Source organism: Serratia sp. CoH_122_TC_1 (genome assembly GCF_058191755.1).
Map to the genome: position 1 here is coordinate 103836 of NZ_JBXWLA010000014.1, position 23846 is coordinate 127681.

Genomic DNA, 23846 nt, shown 5'->3' on the forward strand with positions numbered 1-23846 from the left:
AATGAAATGAAAACAAAAAGTAGCCTGATTTTATTGCTGCCGCTGGCGTTGAGTTTCGCGGCCATTGGTGGGGAGTTCAGCGGCAAAGTCATTAAGCTGGGCGTCGACCCTACCTATCCGCCGTTGGAATACAAGACGCCGCAGGGTGCTCTGACCGGATTCGGTGTCGACATTGCACAGGCAATGTGCGAGCAAATGCAGGCCAAATGCGTTTGGGTCGAAAGCAGTTGGGATGGGATGATCCCCGGATTACAGGCGAAAAAGTTCGATGCCATCGCCTCGTCAATGACCATTACGCCACAGCGCCAGGCACAAATTGCCTTCTCGGATAAAGTGTCCAATGCCCCAGCACGGTTAGTGGCCCGTAAAGGGAGCGATCTGCAACCTACCGCGGCTTCGCTAAAAGGTAAATCCATTGGCGTGCAACAGGGCTCCAGCCAGGAAACTTATGCCAACGCTCTATGGCGGCCAGCCGGGGTTAACGTGGTGTCCTACCAGAGCCAACAGGAGGCCAATGAAGATTTGGTCAACGGGCGCCTGGATGCGTCGCTGTTAGCCAGCGTCAGCGCCAGTGAGTTTTTCCATACGCCTGCCGGAAAGGATTTTGCCTTTACCGGTGCCGAGCTTAATGACAGCAAGTATTTCGGTATCGGCGACGGCATTGGGTTGCGTAAAGAAGATACCGCGTTGCTCAATGCGTTCAATGCCGCGCTCAAAGCGATCATTGCCAACGGCACCTACAAGAAAGTGAACGATAAATACTTTGATTTTGACGTATACGGTACAGCGCAATAACGGCGATTGGCGGGAAACAAAAAATAAAAGGGCCAGGCAAATGCCTGGCCCGATAAAAAGGGTTACTTCACTTCGCCCATAGCCTTTAGCTTTTTGGACAGCTCACGGCGTTCTTTAGACAGATCGGCATTTTTGATGATGTAGTCATCAACGCGATCTTCATAGTCGCTGCGCATGTTGCTAATGATGCCCTGAACATCTTCAATGCTCATACCTGGTTTGATGTACTCACTCAGGTTGTCGAGCAGCAGCACACGCTTTTGGTTATCACGAACTTTCTTTTCGTTGTCGATAATTTCGCGTTGCAGCTTATTTTTACGGCGGAACATACGCACAAACTCCAGAACGTCCTGGAAACTCGGCTTATTTGCATTATCCATCTTCATACCCTTGCTTTAGTAATACACAGATTCATTTGCTTACGGCCACAATGGTACCAAGATACAGGTTTGTGGCGGTCAGGCACAACACTCATCGCCCTATCTTACCCACTTTGCTGCCTGGACAAAAACTAGAAGCGCCCGCTTCATGATCTGACCCCCTATTCGCGCCCGGTAGCAGTACAGACCTTGAGCAGGTCGCCCAGTTCTTCCAACTGCTGCGTCAGTTCCATGCTCAGCCAAACATAACCATAAATAGGTGCCTCGCCGTGTTGACTGACGCTCGCCTCCTGCATCAGGGTTTTCAGTTCGGCGGCGATTTCGCTCAGTTGCCCTGCCATTACGGATTGTTGCGTTTGCGGGCCGTTATGCATCATGTCTGCCAATGATTCAAGCGACCGCAGCGTCAGCAATTGTGCGCTGCGCAGCGTTTTCGCATTCAGCATAATAAAATGGGTTTCACGCGAGGCCCAATACGCGTCGGCCAGCAGTTCCAGAGTACAGACCAGATTGCGGCTCAGTGTTTGTACCGCTTCAAATACCGCCAGAGGGATATGGGTTTCTTTACTGCTGGGAACAATCAGGCCGCGCAATTTGACGACCTGATTCAAGAGATCTTTCAACTGGGGTTCCAGTCGCGGCCGTTCGATCATGTTCGGCGACAGATAAGCACCGTAGATTTTACTCGCGCTTTGCAAGCAATCCGCCATCTGCATACGCCACAGAATGTAGGCACGCTGTGGATAAATGCTGGTGAACAACAGCGCCAGCAACGAACCAAAAATAACGTCCCCACTACGCCACAGCGCAGTATGCATGTCACCTGCCCCCGCGCCACACACCACCGCCAGTGTAATCCCCACTAACAGTGCCATATAGGGACGCTTACCGAGCGTCAGATAACCGCAGAAAAACATCACTACTCCGCACCACGCTAACATCAGCGGTAGCGAGTAGAGCTCAAGATACAGGGCAATCAGGCCCGAGGCTGCGCCAAATACCGTACCGGCGATACGCTGCAACGCGCGTTGCAACACATTCCCCCAGAACGAAATCGGCCCCATCACCACCACCAAGGTAATGAGCGGCCAGGTCCCTTCAGGGACGTCTAGCAAGCGAATCAGCAAGAAGGTCAGGATAAACGCCAGCCCAATGCGCACACCGTGCACAATGCGGTAATGACGATAAGTCAAACGTTCAAACGACGATATTTTTCTGTCGAGGCGCACAATGCATCCCGTTATGAATGGCGAGAAAGTCCATTAGTTTAGCGGAGGAAGAGCAGCGGAGAAAAGGCGGATAAGGCGTCCCTCACCCGCAGTCAGTCCTTAAGCGGCATATTTATCCACCAACGCCTGCAAAATGGCGGCGGTTTCTACATCCATCACCCCATCATACTGCCGTTGACGGAAATGCAGCTGGAAGGCACGCACCAGTTGGCGATAACCTTCAGCGTCAACCGCTGCCGAGGTGTCGTAGCCATATTTGGCGAACAACGCCAACACATCAGACTGTGCAGGCAGACCATGGCATTGATATGCATGCTGATGTCGCTGTTTCACCGCGTCGTCATACCAGGCGCCCACCCCGGCCTGATACAGCTGATGCCACGGGAACTGCGGACCTGGATCGCTCTTTCGGCCCGGCGCGATATCGGAATGCGCCACCACGTTAACGGGAGTGATATCCGGATAGCGCTGCAGGATGTTTTGCGCCAGTTGAGTCACCGCCGCAATTTGCTGCGGATTAAACGGTGGGAAAGTAATGTCTTCACCATCGCCACTCGCCAGATTGACGATCTCAATGCCAATCGCCGTATCGTTGAGATTAGAACGATTACCCCATTGGCTTGCACCGGCATGCCAGGCTCGTTCATCTTCATCCACCAAGTTAAAAATGCGTACACCGCTGAAACCGGCCGCCTGATAGGTTTGATCTTCCGGATCCGGCACCAGGTAATGGGCGCTGACCGATTTACCTGTCAGTGACTGCACGGAATCGGCAAAATTCTGCGCCGTGTAATGCAGCACCAAAAAGCGTACCCGGTGGCCAAAGCTGGCTACCGAACGGTAGCTATTGTAATCAATACTGAACATCGTAGATTCCTTGTTAGTTAAACTCGCGTGCCTCTTTCACCGTAGGGGACAAAGATATTCGTCCCGCGTCACGCGGTCGCTGCATGCAGTGACCCTACAATGCCTTCGTGGCTCTTGTCCACCCTTTAATGTTTAGCTAATTGCTAAATTTAAAGCAAGATAAATTTAGCAAAAACGATATTTACCTTTTTGCTAAAGAATGCGATCATCCAAGGATGGAAACCAAAGAAATAAGACGCAATAATTTGCGCGAGCTGATGGCCAGCTACGCCCGACAGGGCATCAACCAGAACGATTTTGCCGTGCTGGTTGAATCCTCCTCGCCAACGCTCAGCCAGATTACCGGTGAAAAATCCTCCCGCAACCTTGGCGATAACCTCGCCAGGCGGATTGAGGCCAAGCTGGATCTGCCCAAAGGCTGGTTCGACGTTTTCCATGAAAAACAGCTGGTGCGCCCGTTCGATAACGTGGCGGCAGAATCGGATTTCCAACCTGCCCGCCTGAAGCCGGTAGTGTGGGAAGATACCGAACAGGACAAGGAAGAGTTTGTGGAAATTCCCCTGCTGGACATTAATTTTTCTGCCGGCGATGGCTGTTATGAAATCGTTGATCGTGAAGAGTTTTCGCTGATTTTTCGTCGCTACTATCTGCACAAGATGGGGGTGGCGGTCAATGCGGCACGTATCATCCGCATTTCCGGCTCCAGCATGGAACCACGCCTGCAAGACGGCGACGTGGTGGGTATCAATACCGATGACACACGCATCCGCGAAGGCAAAACCTACGCGATTCGCCACGGTAATTTACTGCGGGTAAAAGTGTTGATCGAACAGCCTGACGGCGGTGTCACTATTCGCTCCCTGAACCGGGAAGAATACCAGGACGAACACCTGAGTTATCCGCAGCGTAAAGACCAACTGGTGGTGTTGGGCCGCGTTTTCTGGTCGTCTTCGTCCTGGTAATGGCCGGGACACAATCGGGTGCCGCTTGGCGGCACCCTCCTGTTATTTGAAATCCACGACCATCTGCTGCTGGATAGACAAACCACGGGTAGACTGCACGCAACGGGCGATGTAGTCGGTAAAGCGCGGCGGTTTAGGCATGCCCAGCTTGAGAATTTTGTCGTTGCTGAAACGCACGTTAAGCATGGCGAAAGATCCATACAAACGCATCGCCTTCAGCATCAGTCTTTCGTTGCACGGCCCGAAGATATCTTTCAGTTGCTTGCGCATTTTCAGCAGTGCTTCGTAACTGACCTGCGCGTAATGGTCGCCAAGCGGCGGTTTTTCCAACGCGGCAGCAATGGCGCGATCAATATCCGCGAAGCTGACGCTGCTCTCTTCACCGGCAGAAATATGATAAACGTCATTATCCAGCGTTTCGCTGTTCAGCAACATCACCATTGCATCAGCGCAGTAATCGACCGGGATAACGTCGATATTGTCCTGCAGTGAACACATGAATTTACGCAACATTAGCGCCATGCTGAACACCCAGAAAATGCTGCTGGATGGCTGGCACCCTAAACGCGTGTGCCCAACAACGATAGAAGGACGTGCAATCACCAGCGGCAATTGCGGGCAGTGTTGACGCATTAACTGTTCAATCGTGGATTTAGAGCGGGTGTATTCCACCAGATGCTCAGCCGTTTCTTCAAACTCACCACTTTCTGCCACCAGCGAGCCCGGTTCTGGGGCACACGACATTGCGGTACCCACATGCAGAAAACGTTTCAATCCCGGTACCTGCGCCATTCTTTCGGCAAAGGCCAGTGTACCTTCAACATTAACCTTCCAAATAAGCGGGTTATTGCCGAATGAAGCAACCGCAGCACAATTGATAACGTGCGTTACATTGTTAATACGTGTGTCCGCTAAAAAATTAGCAGGCTCACTTAAATCACCCAACAATATATTTTCTATCGTGATTTTGGAGAATAAATCGGATTCAATATTAAACTTCTCCATATTAATCCGAATACGTTCCAGCCCCTGCTGCGCATTTTCAGCTCGCACTAACAGAAGATAGTTAATTTCCTGATTTTCATTCAGTAATTTTTCGAGCACTGCACCACCGAGAAAGCCAGTAGCGCCGGTCAACAGCAGAGTTTTCATAATATGCACCCACATTGGCATTGAATGATGCTGATTGTATGCGGAGATAATTAAACAAATATTAAATGGAACTCAGTGGCAGCTGTTTATCTTTTCTTAATATTATCTTAAGGAATGTTTTGAAACATCAGTGAGGCATTTGGTAACACATTAATAAGAAAGAAACCATAATAAATGCGGCCGTTGACGGGCCATTGATGCAGGCTCTGATTTAATTTACTGGTGAATATTATTACATTTTTTCATCAGGAGTATTTATGAGCTATAACCAAAAAGTTTGGTTGGGCATCCTGGTCCTGTGCAGTGTCTTCTGGCTGGCGGTGATCGGCGGTATTTTCTCGGTCCATGAAGCCTACGAGCGCACAAGCCTGCAAAGTCAGCAGGATTTCACAACGCGATACTCTCAGCATTATCATGGCACTGCAACAGCGAACCATAGCCTCCAGGCGCGAACGCCAACATCCTGATATGCCCCCCTGAATGGGTAGGGACAAGCACGCCTAACGATCTTATGATGCCCCTTGGTTCATAGGGAGAATAATATGGGTCGAAAGCTGGATCGCTTGCCGCAAGCAGAACGTGAGAAAATTGAAGCCGACTTGCTCGCGCTCAGCGTCATTTATAACGAACGTTATGGCATTGACACCAATGCTGCCCATGCCGAAAAACAGGTGCCTGATTATTTACGTTCCTACTTTCATCTGCGCCTAAGCTACTACCGCAGTGCGTAATACCGCGCATTTCAGTGATTAACGCTAACGACTCGTACGTCTCGCCGTTACAATAGGAAGATATTCCCAACGCCACGTGAGAGATGCGATTTTGAGCAGCAAGGCACCGGCCACATTCTATATTCACGACTACGAGACCTTCGGTAAAAGCCCATCCATGGACCGCCCGGCGCAGTTTGCCGGAGTGCGTACCGATATGGATTTCAATATCATCGAAGAGCCACTGGTCATCTATTGCACCCCGGCCGACGACTACTTGCCCGATCCTGAAGCGGTGATGATCACCGGTATCACGCCGCAATTGGCACTGGCTAAAGGTGTCAACGAAGCCGAGTTCGCACGCCAGATCCATCAGGCATTCAGTGTGCCTGGCACCTGCATTCTGGGTTACAACAATATCCGCTTCGATGATGAAGTGAGCCGTAATATCTTCTACCGCAGCTTTTACGATCCCTACGCTTACAGCTGGCAAAACGGCAATTCCCGCTGGGATCTGCTCGACGTGATGCGTGCCTGCTATGCGCTGCGCCCGGACGGTATCGTCTGGCCGGAAAACGAAGATGGGTTCCCCAGTTTCCGTTTGGAACACCTGACTCGCGCCAACGGCGTCGAACACGAACACGCTCATGACGCCATGTCGGATGTTTACGCGACCATCGCCATGGCCAAGTTGGTCAAACAAACGCAACCCCGGCTGTTTGACTTCCTGCTGCAACACCGCAACAAGCATAAGCTCAATGCCCTGATCGATATCGCAGAAATGACGCCGTTGGTGCACGTTTCCGGTATGTTCGGCGCTGCACGTGGCAATACCAGCTGGGTATCGCCGCTGGCATGGCACCCTGATAACAAAAATGCGGTCATCATGTGTGATTTAGCCGGTGATATGACGCCACTGCTCACGCTGAGCGCCGACGAATTGCGCGAACGGCTGTATACCCGCAGAGACGAGCTGGCACCTGACCAATCACCGGTGCCAATCAAGCTGGTCCATATCAACAAATGTCCGGTACTGGCACCCGCCAAGACCCTATTGCCGGAAAACGCGGAACGCTTGGGGATCGATCGCCAAGCCTGCCTGCAAAATCTGCAGCTGCTGCGCCAGCACCCGCAGGTGCGCGAAAAAGTGGTGGCGTTATTTGCTGAAGCCGAACCTTTTAAAGGCTCTGATGACGTCGACGCCCGGCTGTACGACGGTTTCTTCAGCGATGCTGATAAAGCAGCAATGAAGATTATCCAGCAAACCAAACCGCAAAACTTGCCGGCACTGGATCTGACCTTCAGCGATGACCGCATGAAGGAACTGCTGTTCCGTTTCCGGGCCCGCAACTACCCCAACACGCTGGATGACAGCGAGCAACGCCGCTGGTTACAGCATCGTCAGGAAGTTCTGAGCGCTGAACGGGTACAGAGTTACGTACTGCAACTGGAGTCGTTGTATAACTTGTACGAAGGCGATAAAGAAAAGACCGCGCTGCTGAAAGCGCTGTTTGAGTACGGTAAAGAATTGGTAGGCTAACAGAAAAACGTAGGGCGCTAAAAGCGCCCTACGACTTAATGGCAGAGGCGCTGTATGCCGCGCCCAATGACATCATCAAAGCATTAAATCGCGGGCCGAACCTGTTCGGCCCCGACCTGTTAAGGCTTATGCAACGTCTTCGCTAGCCTGTGGAACCGGCAGACGGAAGCTGCGGGTGACGAAGGCCAGATAAATCAGACCAATCGCGGCCCAAACCAGGCCCAGCGTCATCGAACTGGCTTCCAGGTTGATCCACAGTGCGCCAACAGTTAACGCCCCCAATACCGGCAAAATCAGATAGTTGAAGGTATCTTTAACGGTACGGTTCATCTTGTCGCGAATATAGAACTGCGAGATTACCGACAGGTTCACAAAGGTGAACGCCACCAGCGCACCGAAGTTAATCAATGCCGTCGCCGTAACCAGATCGAACGACACCGCAGACAAGGCAATCACGCCGACCAGCAGTACGTTCAATGCCGGGGTACGCCATTTCGGGTGTACATAACCAAAGAAACGCTCTGGGAATACACCGTCACGGCCCATCACGTACATCAGACGCGAAACACCGGCGTGCGACGCCATACCTGAAGCCAGTACGGTCACGCAAGAGAACACCAGGATCACCGACTGGAAGAACTTACCGGCAACGTACAGCATGATTTCCGGTTGGGACGCATCAGGATCTTTAAAGCGCGAGATGTCCGGGAAGTACAACTGCACGAAGTAGGACACCACGATAAAGATGATGCCGCCGATCAGCGCCGTCAGGAAGATCGCTTTCGGGATCACGTTCTCTGCATCTTTGGTTTCTTCGGACAGCGAGCTGATGCCGTCAAAACCGAGGAACGAGAAGCACAAAATAGTCGCACCGGTAATCATCGGCACTACATGCGCATTCTCAGACCAGAATGGGCGGCTGCTAACCAGCGTACCTGCCCCTTCGCCATGCGAAAGGCCGTTAACCACCAGGAACAGGAACACGATCATGATAGCCACCTGCACCACCACGATAATGGAGTTCAGGTTTGCCACCAGCTTAATGCCGCGCAGGTTAAAGAGCGTCATCAGCGCGACCAGCGCCGCCACGAAGATCCACGAAGGCACGCCCGGGAAGATAGCTTCCAGGTAAATTTTGGCCAACAGGATGTTGATCATCGGCATGAACAGGTAGTCCAGCAGCGATGACCAGCCCACCATAAAGCCAACGTGCGGGCTAATGGCCTTCTGGGCGTAGGTATAGGCAGAACCGGCGGACGGGAATTTCCGTACCAGTTTGCCGTAGCTCAATGCGGTAAACAGCACCGCCAGCAGAGCAAAGGCGTACGCAGTGGCGACGTGACCATCGGTCAGGCCGGATACGATGCCAAAGGTATCGAAGATGGTCATTGGCTGCAGGTAAGCCAGCCCCATCATCACTACCGGAACTAAAGTCAGGGTTTTACGCAGCTGTGCGCGTGGCGCCGGAATGGTGCTGGAGATGTTATCGGACATTGCGCAGCCCCCCCTTACCTTCTGCCTTGCGGAGCGTAGACACGCCAAGACTTAAGGTTGCGGGGAAACTTCGCAACGTGCGACTGAATTCAAAAAGAAGGGGATTGGAAGCTGGATAACGAGTCAAGGCTACCTTGGCTGCTCCATAATCGCTGCGACCACAGCGGAAACCGGCGGGCACCGGTGCTAAAGTGAAAAATTGCCCCATCTTTCTTATCCTCATGAGTCACGACCATAAAGTTTTGTTTGATCGCGCACGAAACTATTTATCTATCCGGATCGGTGTCCGGCCTCGCTTGGTGTATGAAACGCACAGTTTGTAAAACACAAATGCAAAAAAAATAACCGACGCGTTAAAACGTCGGCTATCTGCATTAGAGATATTTTGCACCAGAAACCCTCCTGATGACAAGATCAGGAAGGCATCTTAAGCAAATTCTTTTCGCGATTGTTCGGAAAACCGCCCTTACGGTTGAATTAATCCGCAATCCTCACCGTCGCTTACTCCGTTATTGCCCCTTAGTTTACGCCCCCTCAGGCATTTTTCAACATCCAGTCGATCTCTGTTTCCGTCACTAAGCGCTCAAACTGCATCAATTCATCCATCTTGCAGGCATGATAAACATGCGCAAAACGTTCTCCCAGGTACTGGGTCAGCGCTTGCTGATGCTCAAATTCGTATAGCGCATCGCTTTGGCGGATGGGGAACGGTAACCCTTCTTGTTCGAGCCCATTACCGGTCACGGGTTCAGGCAACGGCAGCGCATTGTCCAACCCATACAAAATCCCGGAGAGGATCGCCGCAACCACCAGATAGGGATTGGCATCCGCGCCTGCGACACGGTATTCCACCCGATGGTTCTCGGGCTCACCGCAGGGAATACGCAGCGCAACGGTGCGATTGTTGTGACCCCAGGAGGCTTGTGTGGGGACATACATGCCCGGCTGGAAACGACGGAAAGCATTAACATTGGGTGCTAACAGTGCCATTGAAGCCGGCATTAAGGTGATCATACCCGCCAGCGCACGGTGCAGTAACGCAGAGTCTTCGCCGTCTGCTTGGGCGAACAGGTTGTTACCGTTACCGTCGAGCATGCTGATATGCACATGCATGCCGCTACCGGCGTATTCTTCATAAGGTTTGGCCATAAAGGTCGCGTGCAGATGGTGATTTTCCGCCACCATCCGTACCAGGCGTTTTAGCCCCAGCGCATGATCACAAGCCAGCAGCACGTTATCGGTATGCTTTAGGTTGACCTCAAACTGGCCAGGCGACGCCTCTGCCACCGCGCCGTCCGCCGGTAGCCCCTGCATCTGAGCCAGGTTATCGATGTCGTTCAGCACTTCAGCAAAATGATTCAGGTTATCCAGCGAGTAAACCTGGCTTTGCACGTTGCGCTCCTGGGTACCGGGTGCGCAAGGAGGTTGTAGGTAGCCTTCAGAATCTCGCTGTCGATCAATGAGATAGAACTCCAACTCTACCGCTACCACCGGGAACATGCCTCGCTGGCGCAACGCCTGCCACACTCGGTTCAGAACATTGCGGGGTTCAACGTCAAAGGGAGTACCATCTTCATCCAGCATGGTCAGCAATACCTGACCGATATTATCCGGGTCCGCCGCTGACGGCGTCAACGAACCAAGCACCGGCATGCAGACACGGTCCGGCTCCCCCAACTCCTGGCCCAGGCCAGCCTCTTCCACCACATTGCCCAAAATATCCATAGCGAATACCGAGGCGGGGAAGTAACTGCCTTTTTCCAATTTTTTCAGTCCGGAGACGGGAATGCGTTTACCGCGGAAGGAACCATTCAGATCAGTGAGTAGGATATCGATATACTGCGTTGAGGGGTGGCGTTCCAAATAGTGAGCAACTTCACGTTGGAACGCGCTACTTCGCCTCTCTTCATTGTGCTGTGCAAAATTTTCAACTGCTGCGATATTGGTTTGCATACATCACCCGCCATTATGCTCTGAGGACGCTGTGGCGCCCGCCTGCCGATAGGTTCAACACATGGTCTGATTTCTCTGTAGACTGCGCCAGAACGGCGCTCAAAATAACATCCATAATATGAAACATAGCTTTAACACAAATGGTTTGCAAATGTTACAATGCTGTTTGATTATTCGCCACCGACTGCTAAATTGATAAAATATTGACCGAAAAGGCGTTAACTGCCTTTTTATGTGCAGAATTTCGTCCGCCGAAACAGGGGGGATCATGGGCAATATATTTTCCAATTCCGTCGCAACTACCGATATCATGCTATGCCGATATCACTCAGACAGGCACCTGACTCCGATATTCATTTCTGCCTGTCGTTCCTACCAGAAGGAAGTACCGCTATGAGCGAAGTCAGCTTGGCGCCAGGTAAGCGCCTGTCACAGATCCGTCTGCAATTGGGTTTGTCGCAGCGCCGAGTCGCCGAACTGTCCGGGTTAACCCACAGCGCAATCAGCACCATCGAACAGGACAAAGTCAGCCCGGCTATCAGCACACTGCAAAAACTGCTGAAGGTCTATGGTTTGTCGTTGTCCGCGTTCTTTGCCGAACCTGAAGCCGCTAATGAACCCAAAGTGGTGATCGACGCCGAAGATTTGATCGAGATAGGTAGCCAAGGCGTGTCAATGAAGCTGGTGCACAACGGCAACCCAACGCGCAATTTGGCGATGATGCTGGAAACCTATCAGCCGGGCACCACCACTGGTGAGAAGATAAAGCATCAGGGTGAGGAGATCGGAACGCTGCTGGAAGGTGAAATCATGCTCACCATTAATGGCCAGACCCACTGCCTGACCGCTGGGCAGAGTTATGCCATCAACACCGGTATTCCCCACAGTTTCAGCAATACCTCTGCACGCGTCTGTCGTATCGTCAGCGCACATACGCCGACGACGTTCTGATAAAAGCCGGGTAAGGGCGTTGCGTTGCCCGTGATCTCGTTTGTATCGCGTCCCGTTCAGTGATGTCTCTTGCGCTGAACGGGCCCCCCTCTCGACGAAAAATCATTTTCGTCTCAGTTATGCCATTTAGTTTGTTGCGAGAAGCGCAATCTGTGTTACAAAAGACTATCTTTAGCCATCTAAACACCTAAACGTCTTTAATCACTATGCCAACCACTACGCCCTCACGCCTCGAGATGCGCAATATCTCGATCGCCTTTGCCGGATTCAACGCGCTGCAAAACGTCGACTTTACCTTACTGGGCGGTTCTACCCATGCGTTGGTCGGGGCTAACGGTGCGGGGAAATCCACACTGATGGCGATCCTGTCCGGTGCACATGATCATTACCGTGGAGAGATCTTTATCGACGGCCAAAAAGTGGATATTCATTCGCCACTGCAGGCACGCCAATATGGGATCCACGTGGTGCAGCAAGAAGTGGATGTGGCACTGATCCCCACGCTGTCAGTGGCGGAAAACATCATGCTCGATTGGCTTAATGAACCGGGCCATCTGCTCAATTGGCCACAGCTGTACCGGCAGGCAGCGCAGTTACTGGCCCTGTTGGATGTGAACATCAACCTGCGCCAGCGTTTGGCCGACTGTACGCTGGCGGAAAAACAGCAAGTGCTGCTGGCACGCGCACTGTCACACCGTTGCCGTTTCCTGGTGCTGGATGAACCCACCGCCCCGCTCGATCGCGCCGAGAGCGAACGCCTGTTCCGCGTTGTGCGCCGCCTCCAGTCAGAGGGCATTGGCATCGTCTTTATTTCACACCGCATTCACGAACTGAGTGAAATCTGCGATCGCTTAACGGTGCTGCGTGATGGCCGCCATGTCAGTGACGATGCCATGCAAGGCCTGAGTGGCGAGCAGATTGTTGAGAAAATGCTCGGTCACCGGTTGGACGATATCTTCCCGCCACGTCGCCCACCGCACGGATCTCGCCCGTTATTGCAGGTAGAAAACCTGCACGATCGCCATAAACTGCGCGACATCACGCTGCAACTGCATCAAGGGGAAATCCTCGGTATCGCTGGGTTAGCCGGCGCAGGTAAAACGGAGCTGTGCAAAGCACTGTTTGGGGCCTCCCCATCCCGCCTTGAGCGCGGAGAACTGCTGGGCAAACCCTGGGCTCCGCGCGCTCCGCAACTCAGCGTTGAACAAGGGCTGGCACTGGTGCCGGAAGAGCGGCGTAAAGAAGGCATTTTTATCGATGAGGCTATCCCGATGAACCTGAGCGTCAGCGCCGACGACAGCTTCTCACGCTGGAGTCTGTTCAGTCGCCGTCAGGAACTGCGCTGGGCGCGGGATATTATGCAACGCCTGAACATTCGTGCTTCTGGCCCTCAACAACGGCTGGCAAGGCTGTCCGGCGGCAACCAACAAAAAGTGGCCATTGGCAAATGGCTACGCGGTGATGCCAGCGTGCTGATATTTGATGAGCCGACCAAGGGCGTGGATATCAAGGCCAAACAAGAGCTTTTCACCCTGATCGACAGCCTGGCACGCGAGGGGAAAGGCATTATCTATGCCTCCGGCGAATTCTCGGAGCTGGTCGGCCTATGCGATCGCATCTGCGTGCTATGGGATGGGCGAGTCGTGGCGGAACTGAATGCCGCCGATATTGATGAAGAAACCTTATTACTGTATTCCACCGGAGGAACCCCAGCGTGAGTAAAGAATTATCCCTGCAGAATGCGCAACCCTGGCGCCATCAGCTGTTTGAGTTTCTCTACAAATGGGGGATGTTACTCACCGTTGTTGCGTTGATCGCCCTGTTTGGGCTGGCGTCGGACAACTTCCTCGATCCGAACAACATCATCAACATTCTGCGCTCGATCGCCATCGTTACGGTGATCGCTATCGGCGTGTCCATCTCGCTTTCGGTGGGTGGCTTCGACCTTTCCGTCGGCTCCACCGCTTCACTCGCGAATGCCCTGGTGGTTTCACTGTTCGTCTGGTACGGCTTCGGCACGACCGGCGCGATTGTGCTGACACTACTGATTTGTACGCTGGTTGGTCTGTTCAACGCCTTCCTGATCGTCGTATTGAAAATTCCCGACATGCTGGCGACGCTAGCCAGCCTGTTCGTGATCCAGGGCGTGGCCATGACCTACAGCTACGGCGGTTCAATCACCCAAAACATGCTGCTGCCGAACGGTGATATGGCTGAAGGCCTGATCCCGGACATTTTCTCCTCCCTGGGCCAGGTACCGGTGATCGTGTTGATCATGCTGGCGGTGACCATCGTGGTACAGCTTTTCCTGTCGCTGACCAAGCATGGCCGTCGCATGTACGCCATCGGCGGTAACCCGGAGGCCGCGCGTCTTTCTGGCATTCGCACCGTGCGTTACAGGGTTGCTGCCTACGTCATTTCAGCCCTGCTGGCCTCGCTTGGCGGCATATTGTTGGCGTCACGTATCGGATCTTCACAGGTGAACGCCGGCGGCGGTTATCTGATGGATGCGGTCGCCGCTGCCTATATTGGTTTCTCGCTGGCAGGCTCCGGCAAACCCAACGCGCTCGGCACATTGGTAGGGGCAGTGATCCTCGGCGTGTTGCAAAACGGCCTGGTGATGCTTTCCGTGCCCTACTATGCCATGGACATTATCAAAGGTCTGGTATTGGCCCTGGCGTTAGCGATTACCTATATCCAGAAACGCTGATGGCTCCACCGGCGCATACTTGCTGCGCCGGTTTTCCCTTTAATTCATACGGTTAATGTTTCCCTTCCCTTACAAACATACAAATGATACGAATTATCATTTGCGTTTACATTCTGTATAAAATCCTTACAATGGCCTGACGAAATACTGACGGAACGACGATCCTCGCAACGACGGGGCGCGTTTCTACTTATTATTCAAACCGTTAAAACGACACTTTGTCGCTTTACATCAGACCAGGAAAGGTTTGCCTCATGGAAAAGCCACGTTATAACCAGCTCACTGCACTGATTATTGCCACAATCACCAGCGCCAGCGCTTTCGCTGCGCAACAAGACGCTCAGGACACCATGGTGGTGACCGCTTCCGGTTTCCAACAGAAAATCCAGGACTCCCCCGCGTCTATTTCTGTGATCCCACGTCAACAAATTGAAGACAAAGCCTACCGTGATATTACCGACGCGTTGAAAGACGTGCCGGGCGTGGTGGTGGTCGGCGGCGCCAGCAGCAGCGATATCAGTATCCGCGGCATGGCCCCCAAGTACACCCTGATCCTGGTCGACGGCAAACGTGTTGACACCCGTGGCACCCGTCCCAACAGCGATAACGCTGGCATCGAACAGGGCTGGCTACCGCCAATGGAAGCCATTGAACGCATTGAAGTGGTACGCGGACCTATGTCTTCACTGTATGGCTCTGATGCGATGGGTGGCGTGATCAACGTGATCACCCGCAAAACCTCCAATACTCAGGGCTGGAAAGGTTCACTGCACGGCGATTCCACCTTCCAGGAAAACAGCAATTCCGGCGATTTGTTCCAGACCAATGCCTATGCCTCCGGCCCGCTGATTGACGGTTTGCTGGGGCTGCGGGTCAATGGTCTGCTGTCACGCCGCGCCGAGGATAAAATCGTCAATGGCTTCAATGAACAGCGCATGCGCAGCGGTACCGCGGTATTCAGCCTGACGCCAAACGAAAAAAACGATTTTGATTTTGAAATTGGCCGCTCTTTGCAAGATCGTAACAGTACCCCAGGTGAGTCAGTTGTCGCGCAGCGATGCAGCAAGGGGAAATGCACTCCAAGTACCCGCAGTGAAAGCCAATACACCCGTACCAACTACGCCCTGACGCATAACGGTTATTACGACTTTGGCAATACCACCAGTTACATTCAGCGTGAAGAAACCAATAACCCTGGCCGCAATATGAAGATGTACAACACCATCTTCAATACCCAGAACCAATTCGAACTGGGCGCTCACATGCTGAACGTCGGCGGTCAGTACCGTTATGAAAAGTTGGGTGACAGCGGTAACCAGCTTAAAGCGGCTCAAGGCCTGAACCAACTGACACGCTGGAGCTGGGCACTGTTCGCCGAAGACGAATGGGCGATGACCAACGACTTCAGCCTGACTAGCGGCATCCGGATGGATCAGGACCAGAACTACGGCAATCACTGGACGCCACGCATGTACGGCGTCTGGCACCTGACTGAACAGTTTACCTTGAAAGGCGGCGTGTCTGCCGGCTATCGCTCACCGGACCTGCGTCAATCGTCCGCCAGTTGGGGCCAGATTACCGGTGGTGGCGTACGTAAAGGCATTATTGTCGGCAATCCGGATCTGCAGCCAGAAAAAAGCCTGAGCGAAGAAATCGGTATCATGTGGGATAACCTGCAGGGCCTGAACGCCGGTATAACGGTATTCAACACCGACTTCAAAGACAAGATCACCGAAGTCAGACGCTGTGAGGATACGCCGGACTGCAGCATTGGCGGCGAGCAGTACGACTTTATCAGCGATCGCACCAACGTTGATAAAGCCAATATGCGCGGCGTGGAAACCACCTTTGGCTGGCAAATCAGCAAAGACTGGAAGTGGAACACCAACTACACCTTCACATCGTCCGAACAAAAAAGCGGAGATTTCCAAGGTAAAGCGCTGAACCAAATGCCAAAACATATGGTTAACAGCGTACTGGACTGGCAGGCCACGCATGACGTCAGCCTATGGTCGCGCGTTAACTTCCGTAGCAAAACGTCGGAATACCTCAGCCGCACCTCCATGACCAAAAGCACACCGTCTTACACCTTTGTTGACGCCGGCCTCAGCTACCAGGCGAATAAAAACCTGATGGTCACCGGTGGGGTGTACAACATCCTCGACAAAACTGTCGATTATGATAACTACGGCACCACGCTCGATGGCCGCCGTTACACCGTCGGCATGACCTACAACTTCTAATGCCACACAGGGCGCGCACTCACACTGCGCGCCCTTTTTGTCACCTCTACCCAAGGAAGCCACAATGACTTTACGTCGTTCCCCTCTGGTTATCGCCTTGCTGGCCTGCATGGCGTTGGCAGGCTGTACCAACAAAACCCGCACCGCAGCCCCCGATGCCCCGGCGACGGTCAGTTTTCAACACCTTAACGGTACCACCGACGTGAAAAAGCACCCTCAGCGCGTGGTCGTTCTGGACTATGCGTCGCTGGAAACACTGCAGCTGCTGGGTGTCGAACCACTGGCACTGCCGGGCAACCGCACCATGCTGCCGGACAGCCTAAAGCAGTACCAAGATGCCAAATACCTCAACGCCGGTACGCTGTTTGAACCAGACATGGCTACGCTACGTGCGGCCAAACCGGACCTGATCCTGATTGCCGGTCGCTCTTCCAAGGCGTATGCCGAACTCAGTGGCATCGCGCCGACGTTAAATATGGCGGTTGATCCACAAGATCAACTGGGTAGCCTGAAGCAACGCACACTGCAATTGGGTGAGCTGTTCGATAAACAGCAGCAAGCGCAAGCCGCCGTCGACAAACTGGACGCCGAAATAGCAGCAATCAAGCCGCAGGTAGCCAAAGCCGGGCGTGGTCTGGTGGTACTGTTCTCCGGCGGGAAGATCAGCGCTTATGCGCCTAAAAGCCGCTTCAGCTTCACCTATGATGCCCTTGGGTTCAAATCAGCATTACAAAGCGAAAATCCCGATGTGCGTGGCAACAAACTGACCCCCGAGCAGGTCGCTAAGTTGAATCCAGACTGGTTATTTATCATCGACCGTGACGCGGCAACCGGCCGTCCGAACGCCGTTGCGCCACAGAAGATACTCACCGGCACGGCACTGAAAAACACCGTTGCGGTCAAGAAAGGCCAGGTGGTGTATTTACCGGCAGCTGAGGTGTATCTGTCAGGTGGCATTATCACTAGCCAACATATCGTCGAACGCGTCGCTGACGCGCTGAATAAGAAGTAAATACACTGGCCCGGTGATACCACATTACCGTTCGCTTAAGGTGTCCTTTAACGAGTTCAACGTTCTTTTCGGTCGATAAACGCGCGAAGCACCATGAGGCTCTGCGCCTCGACCGAGCAAGGGGCCGTAAGCGCGGCCCCTCCACCCACGCCTTGGCTTAACACCGTCTATCCGCTGCGCGGTAATTACTCGGCCCGTCCTAGGCCTCGCCCCTTCGGGGCCACTGCAAGCAGCGTTCAAATCTGCTCCCGGCAGATTTGTCCTCCTGCACCTGCGTTGTCGGGCGGGTCGGCTACGACAAACGTCCCTGTTAGTCTCGCCTCAACCGGCCTTCCCTGGCCGGTTGCCCCTGACAACGCCGTCTTGCTCGGCAGCCGGTGATGCGCACCAAGGTCAACACCCGCATTGGCAACCACCGGGCAACCGAGCCACTCAGTGTGACGTTGCGCGATGAAAGACAGTGAACATGATGGGATGAGCACGGGGTTGGGCGCCCTGAAGACGTCGAACGCAAGAACAACGCATAGGCGAAACCGCCATGGACGGCGGTTTCAGGCGAGACAGGCAGGGACGCCTGTCGTAGCCGGCCGTGATGCGGTGTGATGAAGTGAGAGCCGTTGGCGCAGCCAACCGTCTGAGTGGGCAAGAGCGCGGGTTGCAAGGGGCCGCGCTTACGGCCCCTTGCTCGGTCGAGGCGCATGAGCCTCATGGTGCTTCGCGCGTTTATCGACCGAAAAGAACGGTGAACTCGCTAAAGAACATCTTAACCGATCGGTATTCCGGCGATGCCGGGCCTTTTGGGCTTATATCGCGGGCTGGCTCACCAATCCGTCGATCAACACCTGGGGTGTCCCCTGCGAACAACGCTCAATGCGCCCGCGAACACCATAGACACGCGCCAAACTCTGTGGCGTGATCACCTCTTCTGGCGCACCGTCAGCAATCAATTCGCCGTCTTGTAACATCAATACATGATCACCATGGCGCAAGGCTATGTTGATGTCATGCACCACCACCACCGTGATGATATTGCGTTTACGGGTTTCTTTACGTACCAAATCCATCACGTGGAACTGGTAGTTAAGATCGAGTGCGCTCAGCGGCTCATCCAGCAGCAATAAGGACGGCTGACGGATCAACGACTGTGCCAAGCCAACCAACTGCTTCTGACCGCCAGAAAGCTGATCGAGATAACTCAGTGCCAAATGGGCAATGCCAAGCTGCTCAAGCAGCGCCATGACTTCCGCCTCACTGCCGGCGTTGCTGCGGCCACCCGAGGCACGTTGCGCCACGATGATTGACTCCAGCACGTGCAAATGCACCCCAGCGGGCAGTGATTGCGGCAAATACACGACCTTTTCTGCCCGGCGGGCAAAAGGGATCTGCATCAGATCGATGTCGTCCAGCCACAGCTGCCCCTGTGCTGGGTTCAACCCGGCCAGTGAACGCAGCAGCGTCGATTTTCCGCTGCCGTTTGGCCCCAGCAGCACGGTAATTTGGCCACGAGGCAGCATGGGAACCGCCAGGTCGGTGATCACCTGACGCTTCGGGTAACCGGCGGAGAAGTGCTCAATACGCAATCCCTGATTCATACATTACCCCGGTGACGCAGAATAATACTCAGGAAGAACGGCACGCCCACCAGCGAGGTGACGATACCGACCGGAATGATAATGCCCGGGATCAGATTTTTCGACGCCACGGAGGCCATCGACAGCACCAGCGCGCCAATCAGCGCACTGGCCGGCAGATAGAAACGGTGATCTTCACCGAAAATCATGCGCGCGATATGCGGTGCCACCAGGCCGATAAAGCCAATCGGGCCAACAAAGGCAACCGCTAATGCAGAAAGAATACTGATACGCAACAACGTGGTCAGGCGCAGCCGGCGCACGTCGATACCGAAACTTACCGCCCGATCCTCACCCAAACGCAGTGCGGTCAACTTCCACGAGCTCATCATCGATAACGGCAACAACACGGCAAATACACCAAGCAGAATACCCAACTTGTCCCATGAAGCACGCGCCAGGCTGCCCATGGTCCAGAACACCAGCCCCTGCAACGTATCTTCGCTGGCAATAAATTGCATCATGGAAACCAGTGCATTAAAGGTGAACACCAACGCAATGCCAAACAGCACCACGCCAGACGTCGCAACACGTGTCCAGCGCGTAATGCCATCGAGCATCAGTGCCGCAAACAGGGCAAAAATAAACGCGTTGGCGGAGATAAACCATTGGTCCGGTATGCCCGGTACGCCAATGCCCAACACGATAGCCAGAGCCGCACCGAACGCCGCAGCGGACGAAACGCCAAGGGTAAACGGGCTGGCAAGCGGATTGTTCAAGATGGTTTGCATTTCTGCGCCAGCCAAGCCAAGCGCAAACCCGACCACCACGGCCATCAATGCATAAGGCAAACGGATATCCCAGACGATCACCCGCGTACCGGCATCTGCCGCCGCAGGGTCAATCAGCGTTTGCCACAAGGAGGACAGTGAAAGCCCGGAAGGCCCCATGGTAAAGTCCAGCAGCAGCGAACCCAAAATCGCCAGTGCCAACACCCCCATCATCAATAAACGGTGACGGAGAATATGGTGATAACGCCCCATCACATTGACGCTGGGTTGCCCCTTGGTCCCAGGGATAGGATCGGTGGATACGCTCATTATTTCGGATACCTGTTACGACAATGACCATCGCGGCTGCAAACGGCCGCTTGAACCTGATAAGCAGCCGATAACAATAAAGCAAACGATAATACTTATCAATCATATCAATAGCTATTAGCTGTCATATAAAGATGTAACACTTTATTTTATAACGCTATTCACCCAATCACCCCGATAACCCCGTGAAAGCACGCAGGGTTAACAATTCCGAAAGTGAGGCCCCACCCCGCCTGGCTGTGACAAATCGCAACGAAACCACATAGAATCCGAAGCCTGACCGCCAAACGGCGTGCCAATCGCGCCAAGCTCGCTCTTTAAGGCTTATTGGCGAGGTCCTGATTAATGAGGCTGCAATGAGAAGTCGACTCCCCACGTTAACGCCTAAAAGGCCCGCTCTGCTGCACTGGCTGGTACAAAGCCCACAGCATACGGATGATGCCCAATTTCAACGCCAAATGCGGCTTACGTTGCTGCCTTCTCCCGCAACACCCTGGCTCAATGCCGCCGGTGTGGTGGTGCTGCTGCTGGGGTACATCTGGTTGACCCATAGTGCACTCGGTGCCGCGCTCTTGGCCTCACTCTTACTGCTGACCGGCGGCCGTTGGTGGCTGACGCGCGTCAATCCGCCACGCTGGCCCAATGCCATGCTTGTGACAGTGCTGTTGTGGTGCGCATTGGTAGGCGCAACCGCGCTGTTGGTCATGTTGTCAGGCCGCATGGTGCTTATCCTGTTCGCCGGCCTGTTGATTACCGGGCTGGCTTTCTGGCTAATGCAGCGCCATGCCGCCGCACCACGCTTTGCCTTGCTGGAAATCATGCTGCTGACGCTGCCCTATCTCGCGGTCGCGCCGCTATCGCGCGTACAGAATCTGTTTTTACTGGCAGACATCATCCCGCTTTGGCTCCTGTTAGCCCATGGGCTGATCGCGTTTTACCATCGCCAGGTCACTCAACATGTCACCCTGACAGCCGAAAAACACAAAGCGGCCCACCAGGATCGTTTAACCGGCTTCCTCAACCGCGCAGGCGGTGAAGCCGTCATGCAGGAGGTTTGTCGACCTTCAGCAACGATGCATCCGCTTTCCCACCTGTTTATTATCGAATTTACCCCGTTGGCCGCACTCTATCAGAGCCACGGCGTTCTCATCGGCGACGACGTATTACGCACCATTGGCGAGCGCTTGAAAATGCTGGTTCGTCCCAGCGATTTTGTTTGTCGCTATACCGGAGGCCAATTCCTGATCCTGGTACACGGCCTACCTTACGGTTCTGAAGGAGAGTTTCTGGCGCGTATTGTCCCGCCACTGCAGGCGCCCTACGATTTTGGGGCTTTTGGTGAGGTGTCGCTGCAACTGAACACCGGCGTGCTGGCGTTAACGCAGGATTATCAGAAGGTTGAGAATCTGATGGCCGCAGCGCAACACGCGCTGACAATCAATGGGAAGGAATAACGCGGCGGTATCCCGCCACGTGATATGCGCGTTGTCTTTCAAGCTGCAGCCGAACTTTTCGACCGCAGCCTGAAATCCCGGGGCATAACCCGAGGTTACTTCACGTCCATTTTCGGGAATTCCATTTCGCTGTACTTCACGACACGGGTGCCGCGCGTCAGCTTATAACCGAACCAGATAATCAGGAACAGTGGAATACCGATATAGGTGGCTGTCACACCGTACCAGTCAATTCGGTCTTGCAGGAATGCCTGGTAGTTCTGCCCCAGCGTAATGATCAAACACAGGACGAAGGCAAAAATCGGCCCCAGCGGGAAGAAACCGGAACGGTATGGCAGGTCGTTCAGATCACGCCCCTGAATCATGTAGCCACGACGGAAACGGTAATGACTGATGGCAATCCCCAACCAGGCGATAAAGCCGGTCATGCCCGAGGTATTCAGCAGCCACAGATAAACTGACTGATTACCGAACATTGAGCTCAAGAAACACAGGCCCGCGACCACGGTAGTGGCGTACAACGCGTTGCGCGGCACCCCACCCTTCGACAGTTTGGCAAAAATACGCGGCGCTTTACCTTCCGATGCCAAGGTAAACAGCATACGGGTGGATGCGTACATCCCAGAGTTACCGGCGGACAGTACCGCAGTCAGAATAACTGCATTCATCACCGCCGCAGCCGACAGCAAACCGGCGTGCTGGAAGACCAGCGTAAATGGACTGACGCTGATGTCTTTTACATCGTTACGCAGCAGGCTCGGATCGGTATAAGGAATGATCAGGCTGATAATCAGAATGGCAAAGATATAGAACAACAGGATACGCCAGAACACCTGACGCACCGCGCGCGGGATGTTTTTACCTGGGTTTTCCGATTCACCGGCAGCGATACCGATAAGCTCGGTCCCCTGGAACGAGAAGCCGACGATCATCGCCACGCCAATCATTGCCGAGAAACCGCCGGCAAACGGCGCGTCACCAATGGTCCAGTTCTGCCAGCCTGCGTGTTCGCCGCCTTTAAGGATGCCGAAAATCATCAGCACGCCAATACCAATGAAGATAATGACGGTGGTCACTTTGATCAGCGAGAACCAGTATTCTGCTTCACCGAAGCCTTTGACTGAAATGTAGTTCAACAAGAACATCAGGCCGAGGAACAGTGCGCTCCAGATCCAGCCTGGGGTGTCAGGGAACCAGTAGGTCATCACCAACTGCGAGGCCACCAGGTCAACGGCGATGGTCACGGCCCAGTTGTACCAGTAGTTCCAGCCCAGTGCGAAACCAAAGCCTTCTTCAACGTATTTCGCGCCGTAGGTGGAGAAAGAACCCGATACCGGCATAAAGGCCGCAAGTTCACCCAGGCTGGTCATCAAGAAGTAGACCATCAACCCAATCAGCGCATAAGACAGCAGTGCACCACCAGGGCCAGCCTGAGAAACCGTCGCACCAGAGGCGACAAACAGACCCGTGCCGATAGAACCACCAATAGCAATCATGGTTAAGTGCCGCGCCTTCAGCTCGCGGCGCAATCCGGGTGCTTGTTGCCCCGATGTTTTTATATCCTGCTGAGCCATTCTTACCCTATCTGCTGGTCAAAAAAAATGAGGGCGGATTGTAACAAATACCCGCCAGCGAACTAGTAACATTGCACTGATATAAGATAGCTTCATAATTCAGGGCTAATTATTAGCAACTGTCGGGATGGCCTTACTTACTGTCATTA

The 23846-nt window shown here is 53.7% G+C and carries 20 protein-coding genes; 11 read left to right on the top strand and 9 right to left on the bottom strand.

Annotated elements, in window-relative coordinates; all coding sequences use genetic code 11:
* Positions 1-6: 6 nt before the first annotated feature.
* Complete coding sequence (locus AC2FC2_RS18245; RefSeq protein WP_209636021.1) at positions 7-795, top strand: ABC transporter substrate-binding protein; 789 nt, start codon at positions 7-9, stop codon at positions 793-795.
* Between the two features lie 62 nt (positions 796-857).
* Here AC2FC2_RS18245 and tmaR read toward each other — a convergent pair whose 3' ends face one another.
* The 3 genes from tmaR to AC2FC2_RS18260 form a co-directional block, all read right to left on the bottom strand.
* The gene (tmaR, locus tag AC2FC2_RS18250) at positions 858-1175 is read right to left on the bottom strand and encodes a PTS system regulator TmaR (protein WP_209636023.1); all 318 of its coding nucleotides are present in this window, start codon (positions 1173-1175) and stop codon (positions 858-860) included.
* Positions 1176-1336: 161 nt separating this feature from the next.
* Positions 1337-2404, bottom strand: a complete 1068-nt coding sequence (locus AC2FC2_RS18255; RefSeq protein WP_265556557.1) for an FUSC family protein — start codon at positions 2402-2404, stop codon at positions 1337-1339.
* Positions 2405-2503: 99 nt separating this feature from the next.
* A complete protein-coding gene (locus AC2FC2_RS18260) occupies positions 2504-3271 on the bottom strand; it encodes an N-acetylmuramoyl-L-alanine amidase (RefSeq protein WP_209636026.1) in 768 nt (255 codons plus the stop codon).
* 215 nt (positions 3272-3486) lie between these two features.
* On the opposite strand from AC2FC2_RS18260, the gene AC2FC2_RS18265 reads away from it, so the two are divergent.
* Positions 3487-4233, top strand: a complete 747-nt coding sequence (locus AC2FC2_RS18265; protein WP_209636028.1) for a LexA family transcriptional regulator — start codon at positions 3487-3489, stop codon at positions 4231-4233.
* 42 nt (positions 4234-4275) lie between these two features.
* On the opposite strand, the gene AC2FC2_RS18270 is transcribed toward AC2FC2_RS18265, so the two are convergent.
* Positions 4276-5385, bottom strand: coding sequence for an SDR family oxidoreductase (locus tag AC2FC2_RS18270; RefSeq protein WP_130381403.1), 1110 nt, complete (start codon positions 5383-5385; stop codon positions 4276-4278).
* A gap of 257 nt (positions 5386-5642) precedes the next feature.
* Between AC2FC2_RS18270 and AC2FC2_RS18275 the strand changes: the two genes are divergently transcribed.
* From AC2FC2_RS18275 to sbcB, 3 genes are all read left to right on the top strand, one after another.
* A complete protein-coding gene (locus AC2FC2_RS18275; RefSeq protein WP_209636030.1) occupies positions 5643-5852 on the top strand; it encodes a hypothetical protein in 210 nt (69 codons plus the stop codon).
* 75 nt (positions 5853-5927) lie between these two features.
* Positions 5928-6116, top strand: a complete 189-nt coding sequence (locus AC2FC2_RS18280; RefSeq protein ID WP_265556558.1) for a DNA polymerase III subunit theta — start codon at positions 5928-5930, stop codon at positions 6114-6116.
* Positions 6117-6207: 91 nt separating this feature from the next.
* Complete coding sequence (gene sbcB / locus AC2FC2_RS18285; protein WP_490659683.1) at positions 6208-7635, top strand: exodeoxyribonuclease I; 1428 nt, start codon at positions 6208-6210, stop codon at positions 7633-7635.
* A 126-nt stretch (positions 7636-7761) separates the two neighbouring features.
* Here sbcB and AC2FC2_RS18290 read toward each other — a convergent pair whose 3' ends face one another.
* Together AC2FC2_RS18290 and AC2FC2_RS18295 are read right to left on the bottom strand one after the other, a co-directional pair.
* Entirely contained in the window at positions 7762-9129 is a 1368-nt protein-coding gene (locus AC2FC2_RS18290; RefSeq protein ID WP_209636036.1) for an APC family permease, read from the bottom strand.
* A 534-nt stretch (positions 9130-9663) separates the two neighbouring features.
* On the bottom strand, positions 9664-11082 hold the full coding sequence (locus tag AC2FC2_RS18295; RefSeq protein WP_490659684.1) for a glutamine synthetase family protein: 1419 nt from the start codon (positions 11080-11082) through the stop codon (positions 9664-9666).
* Between the two features lie 393 nt (positions 11083-11475).
* Here AC2FC2_RS18295 and puuR point away from each other — a divergent pair, with 393 nt between their 5' ends.
* The 5 genes from puuR (at position 11476) to AC2FC2_RS18320 (ending at position 17998) form a co-directional block, all read left to right on the top strand.
* Complete coding sequence (puuR, locus tag AC2FC2_RS18300; RefSeq protein WP_265556560.1) at positions 11476-12033, top strand: HTH-type transcriptional regulator PuuR; 558 nt, start codon at positions 11476-11478, stop codon at positions 12031-12033.
* Positions 12034-12239: 206 nt separating this feature from the next.
* Positions 12240-13751 carry a sugar ABC transporter ATP-binding protein gene (locus AC2FC2_RS18305; protein WP_490659685.1) on the top strand — a complete coding sequence of 504 codons (1512 nt, stop codon included), beginning with the start codon at positions 12240-12242 and terminating at the stop codon, positions 13749-13751.
* Positions 13748-14743, top strand: a complete 996-nt coding sequence (locus AC2FC2_RS18310; protein WP_209636044.1) for an ABC transporter permease — start codon at positions 13748-13750, stop codon at positions 14741-14743. Before AC2FC2_RS18305 ends, AC2FC2_RS18310 begins: the two co-directional genes overlap by 4 nt.
* A gap of 254 nt (positions 14744-14997) precedes the next feature.
* Positions 14998-16986 (top strand): ligand-gated channel protein, encoded by a 1989-nt coding sequence (locus tag AC2FC2_RS18315; protein WP_490659686.1) that lies wholly within the window; start codon positions 14998-15000, stop codon positions 16984-16986.
* Positions 16987-17050: 64 nt separating this feature from the next.
* Positions 17051-17998 (top strand): siderophore ABC transporter substrate-binding protein, encoded by a 948-nt coding sequence (locus tag AC2FC2_RS18320; protein WP_209636048.1) that lies wholly within the window; start codon positions 17051-17053, stop codon positions 17996-17998.
* 803 nt (positions 17999-18801) lie between these two features.
* Here the strand turns inward: AC2FC2_RS18320 and AC2FC2_RS18325 are convergent.
* Together AC2FC2_RS18325 and AC2FC2_RS18330 are read right to left on the bottom strand one after the other, a co-directional pair.
* Entirely contained in the window at positions 18802-19590 is a 789-nt protein-coding gene (locus AC2FC2_RS18325; protein ID WP_209636050.1) for an ABC transporter ATP-binding protein, read from the bottom strand.
* Entirely contained in the window at positions 19587-20669 is a 1083-nt protein-coding gene (locus AC2FC2_RS18330) for a FecCD family ABC transporter permease (protein ID WP_209636052.1), read from the bottom strand. Before AC2FC2_RS18330 ends, AC2FC2_RS18325 begins: the two co-directional genes overlap by 4 nt.
* A gap of 356 nt (positions 20670-21025) precedes the next feature.
* Here AC2FC2_RS18330 and AC2FC2_RS18335 point away from each other — a divergent pair, with 356 nt between their 5' ends.
* A complete protein-coding gene (locus AC2FC2_RS18335) occupies positions 21026-22123 on the top strand; it encodes a GGDEF domain-containing protein (RefSeq protein ID WP_490659687.1) in 1098 nt (365 codons plus the stop codon).
* A gap of 95 nt (positions 22124-22218) precedes the next feature.
* Here the strand turns inward: AC2FC2_RS18335 and AC2FC2_RS18340 are convergent, their stop codons facing one another.
* Positions 22219-23697 carry an amino acid permease gene (locus AC2FC2_RS18340; RefSeq protein ID WP_037425538.1) on the bottom strand — a complete coding sequence of 493 codons (1479 nt, stop codon included), beginning with the start codon at positions 23695-23697 and terminating at the stop codon, positions 22219-22221.
* Between the last annotated feature and the right edge of the window lie 149 nt (positions 23698-23846).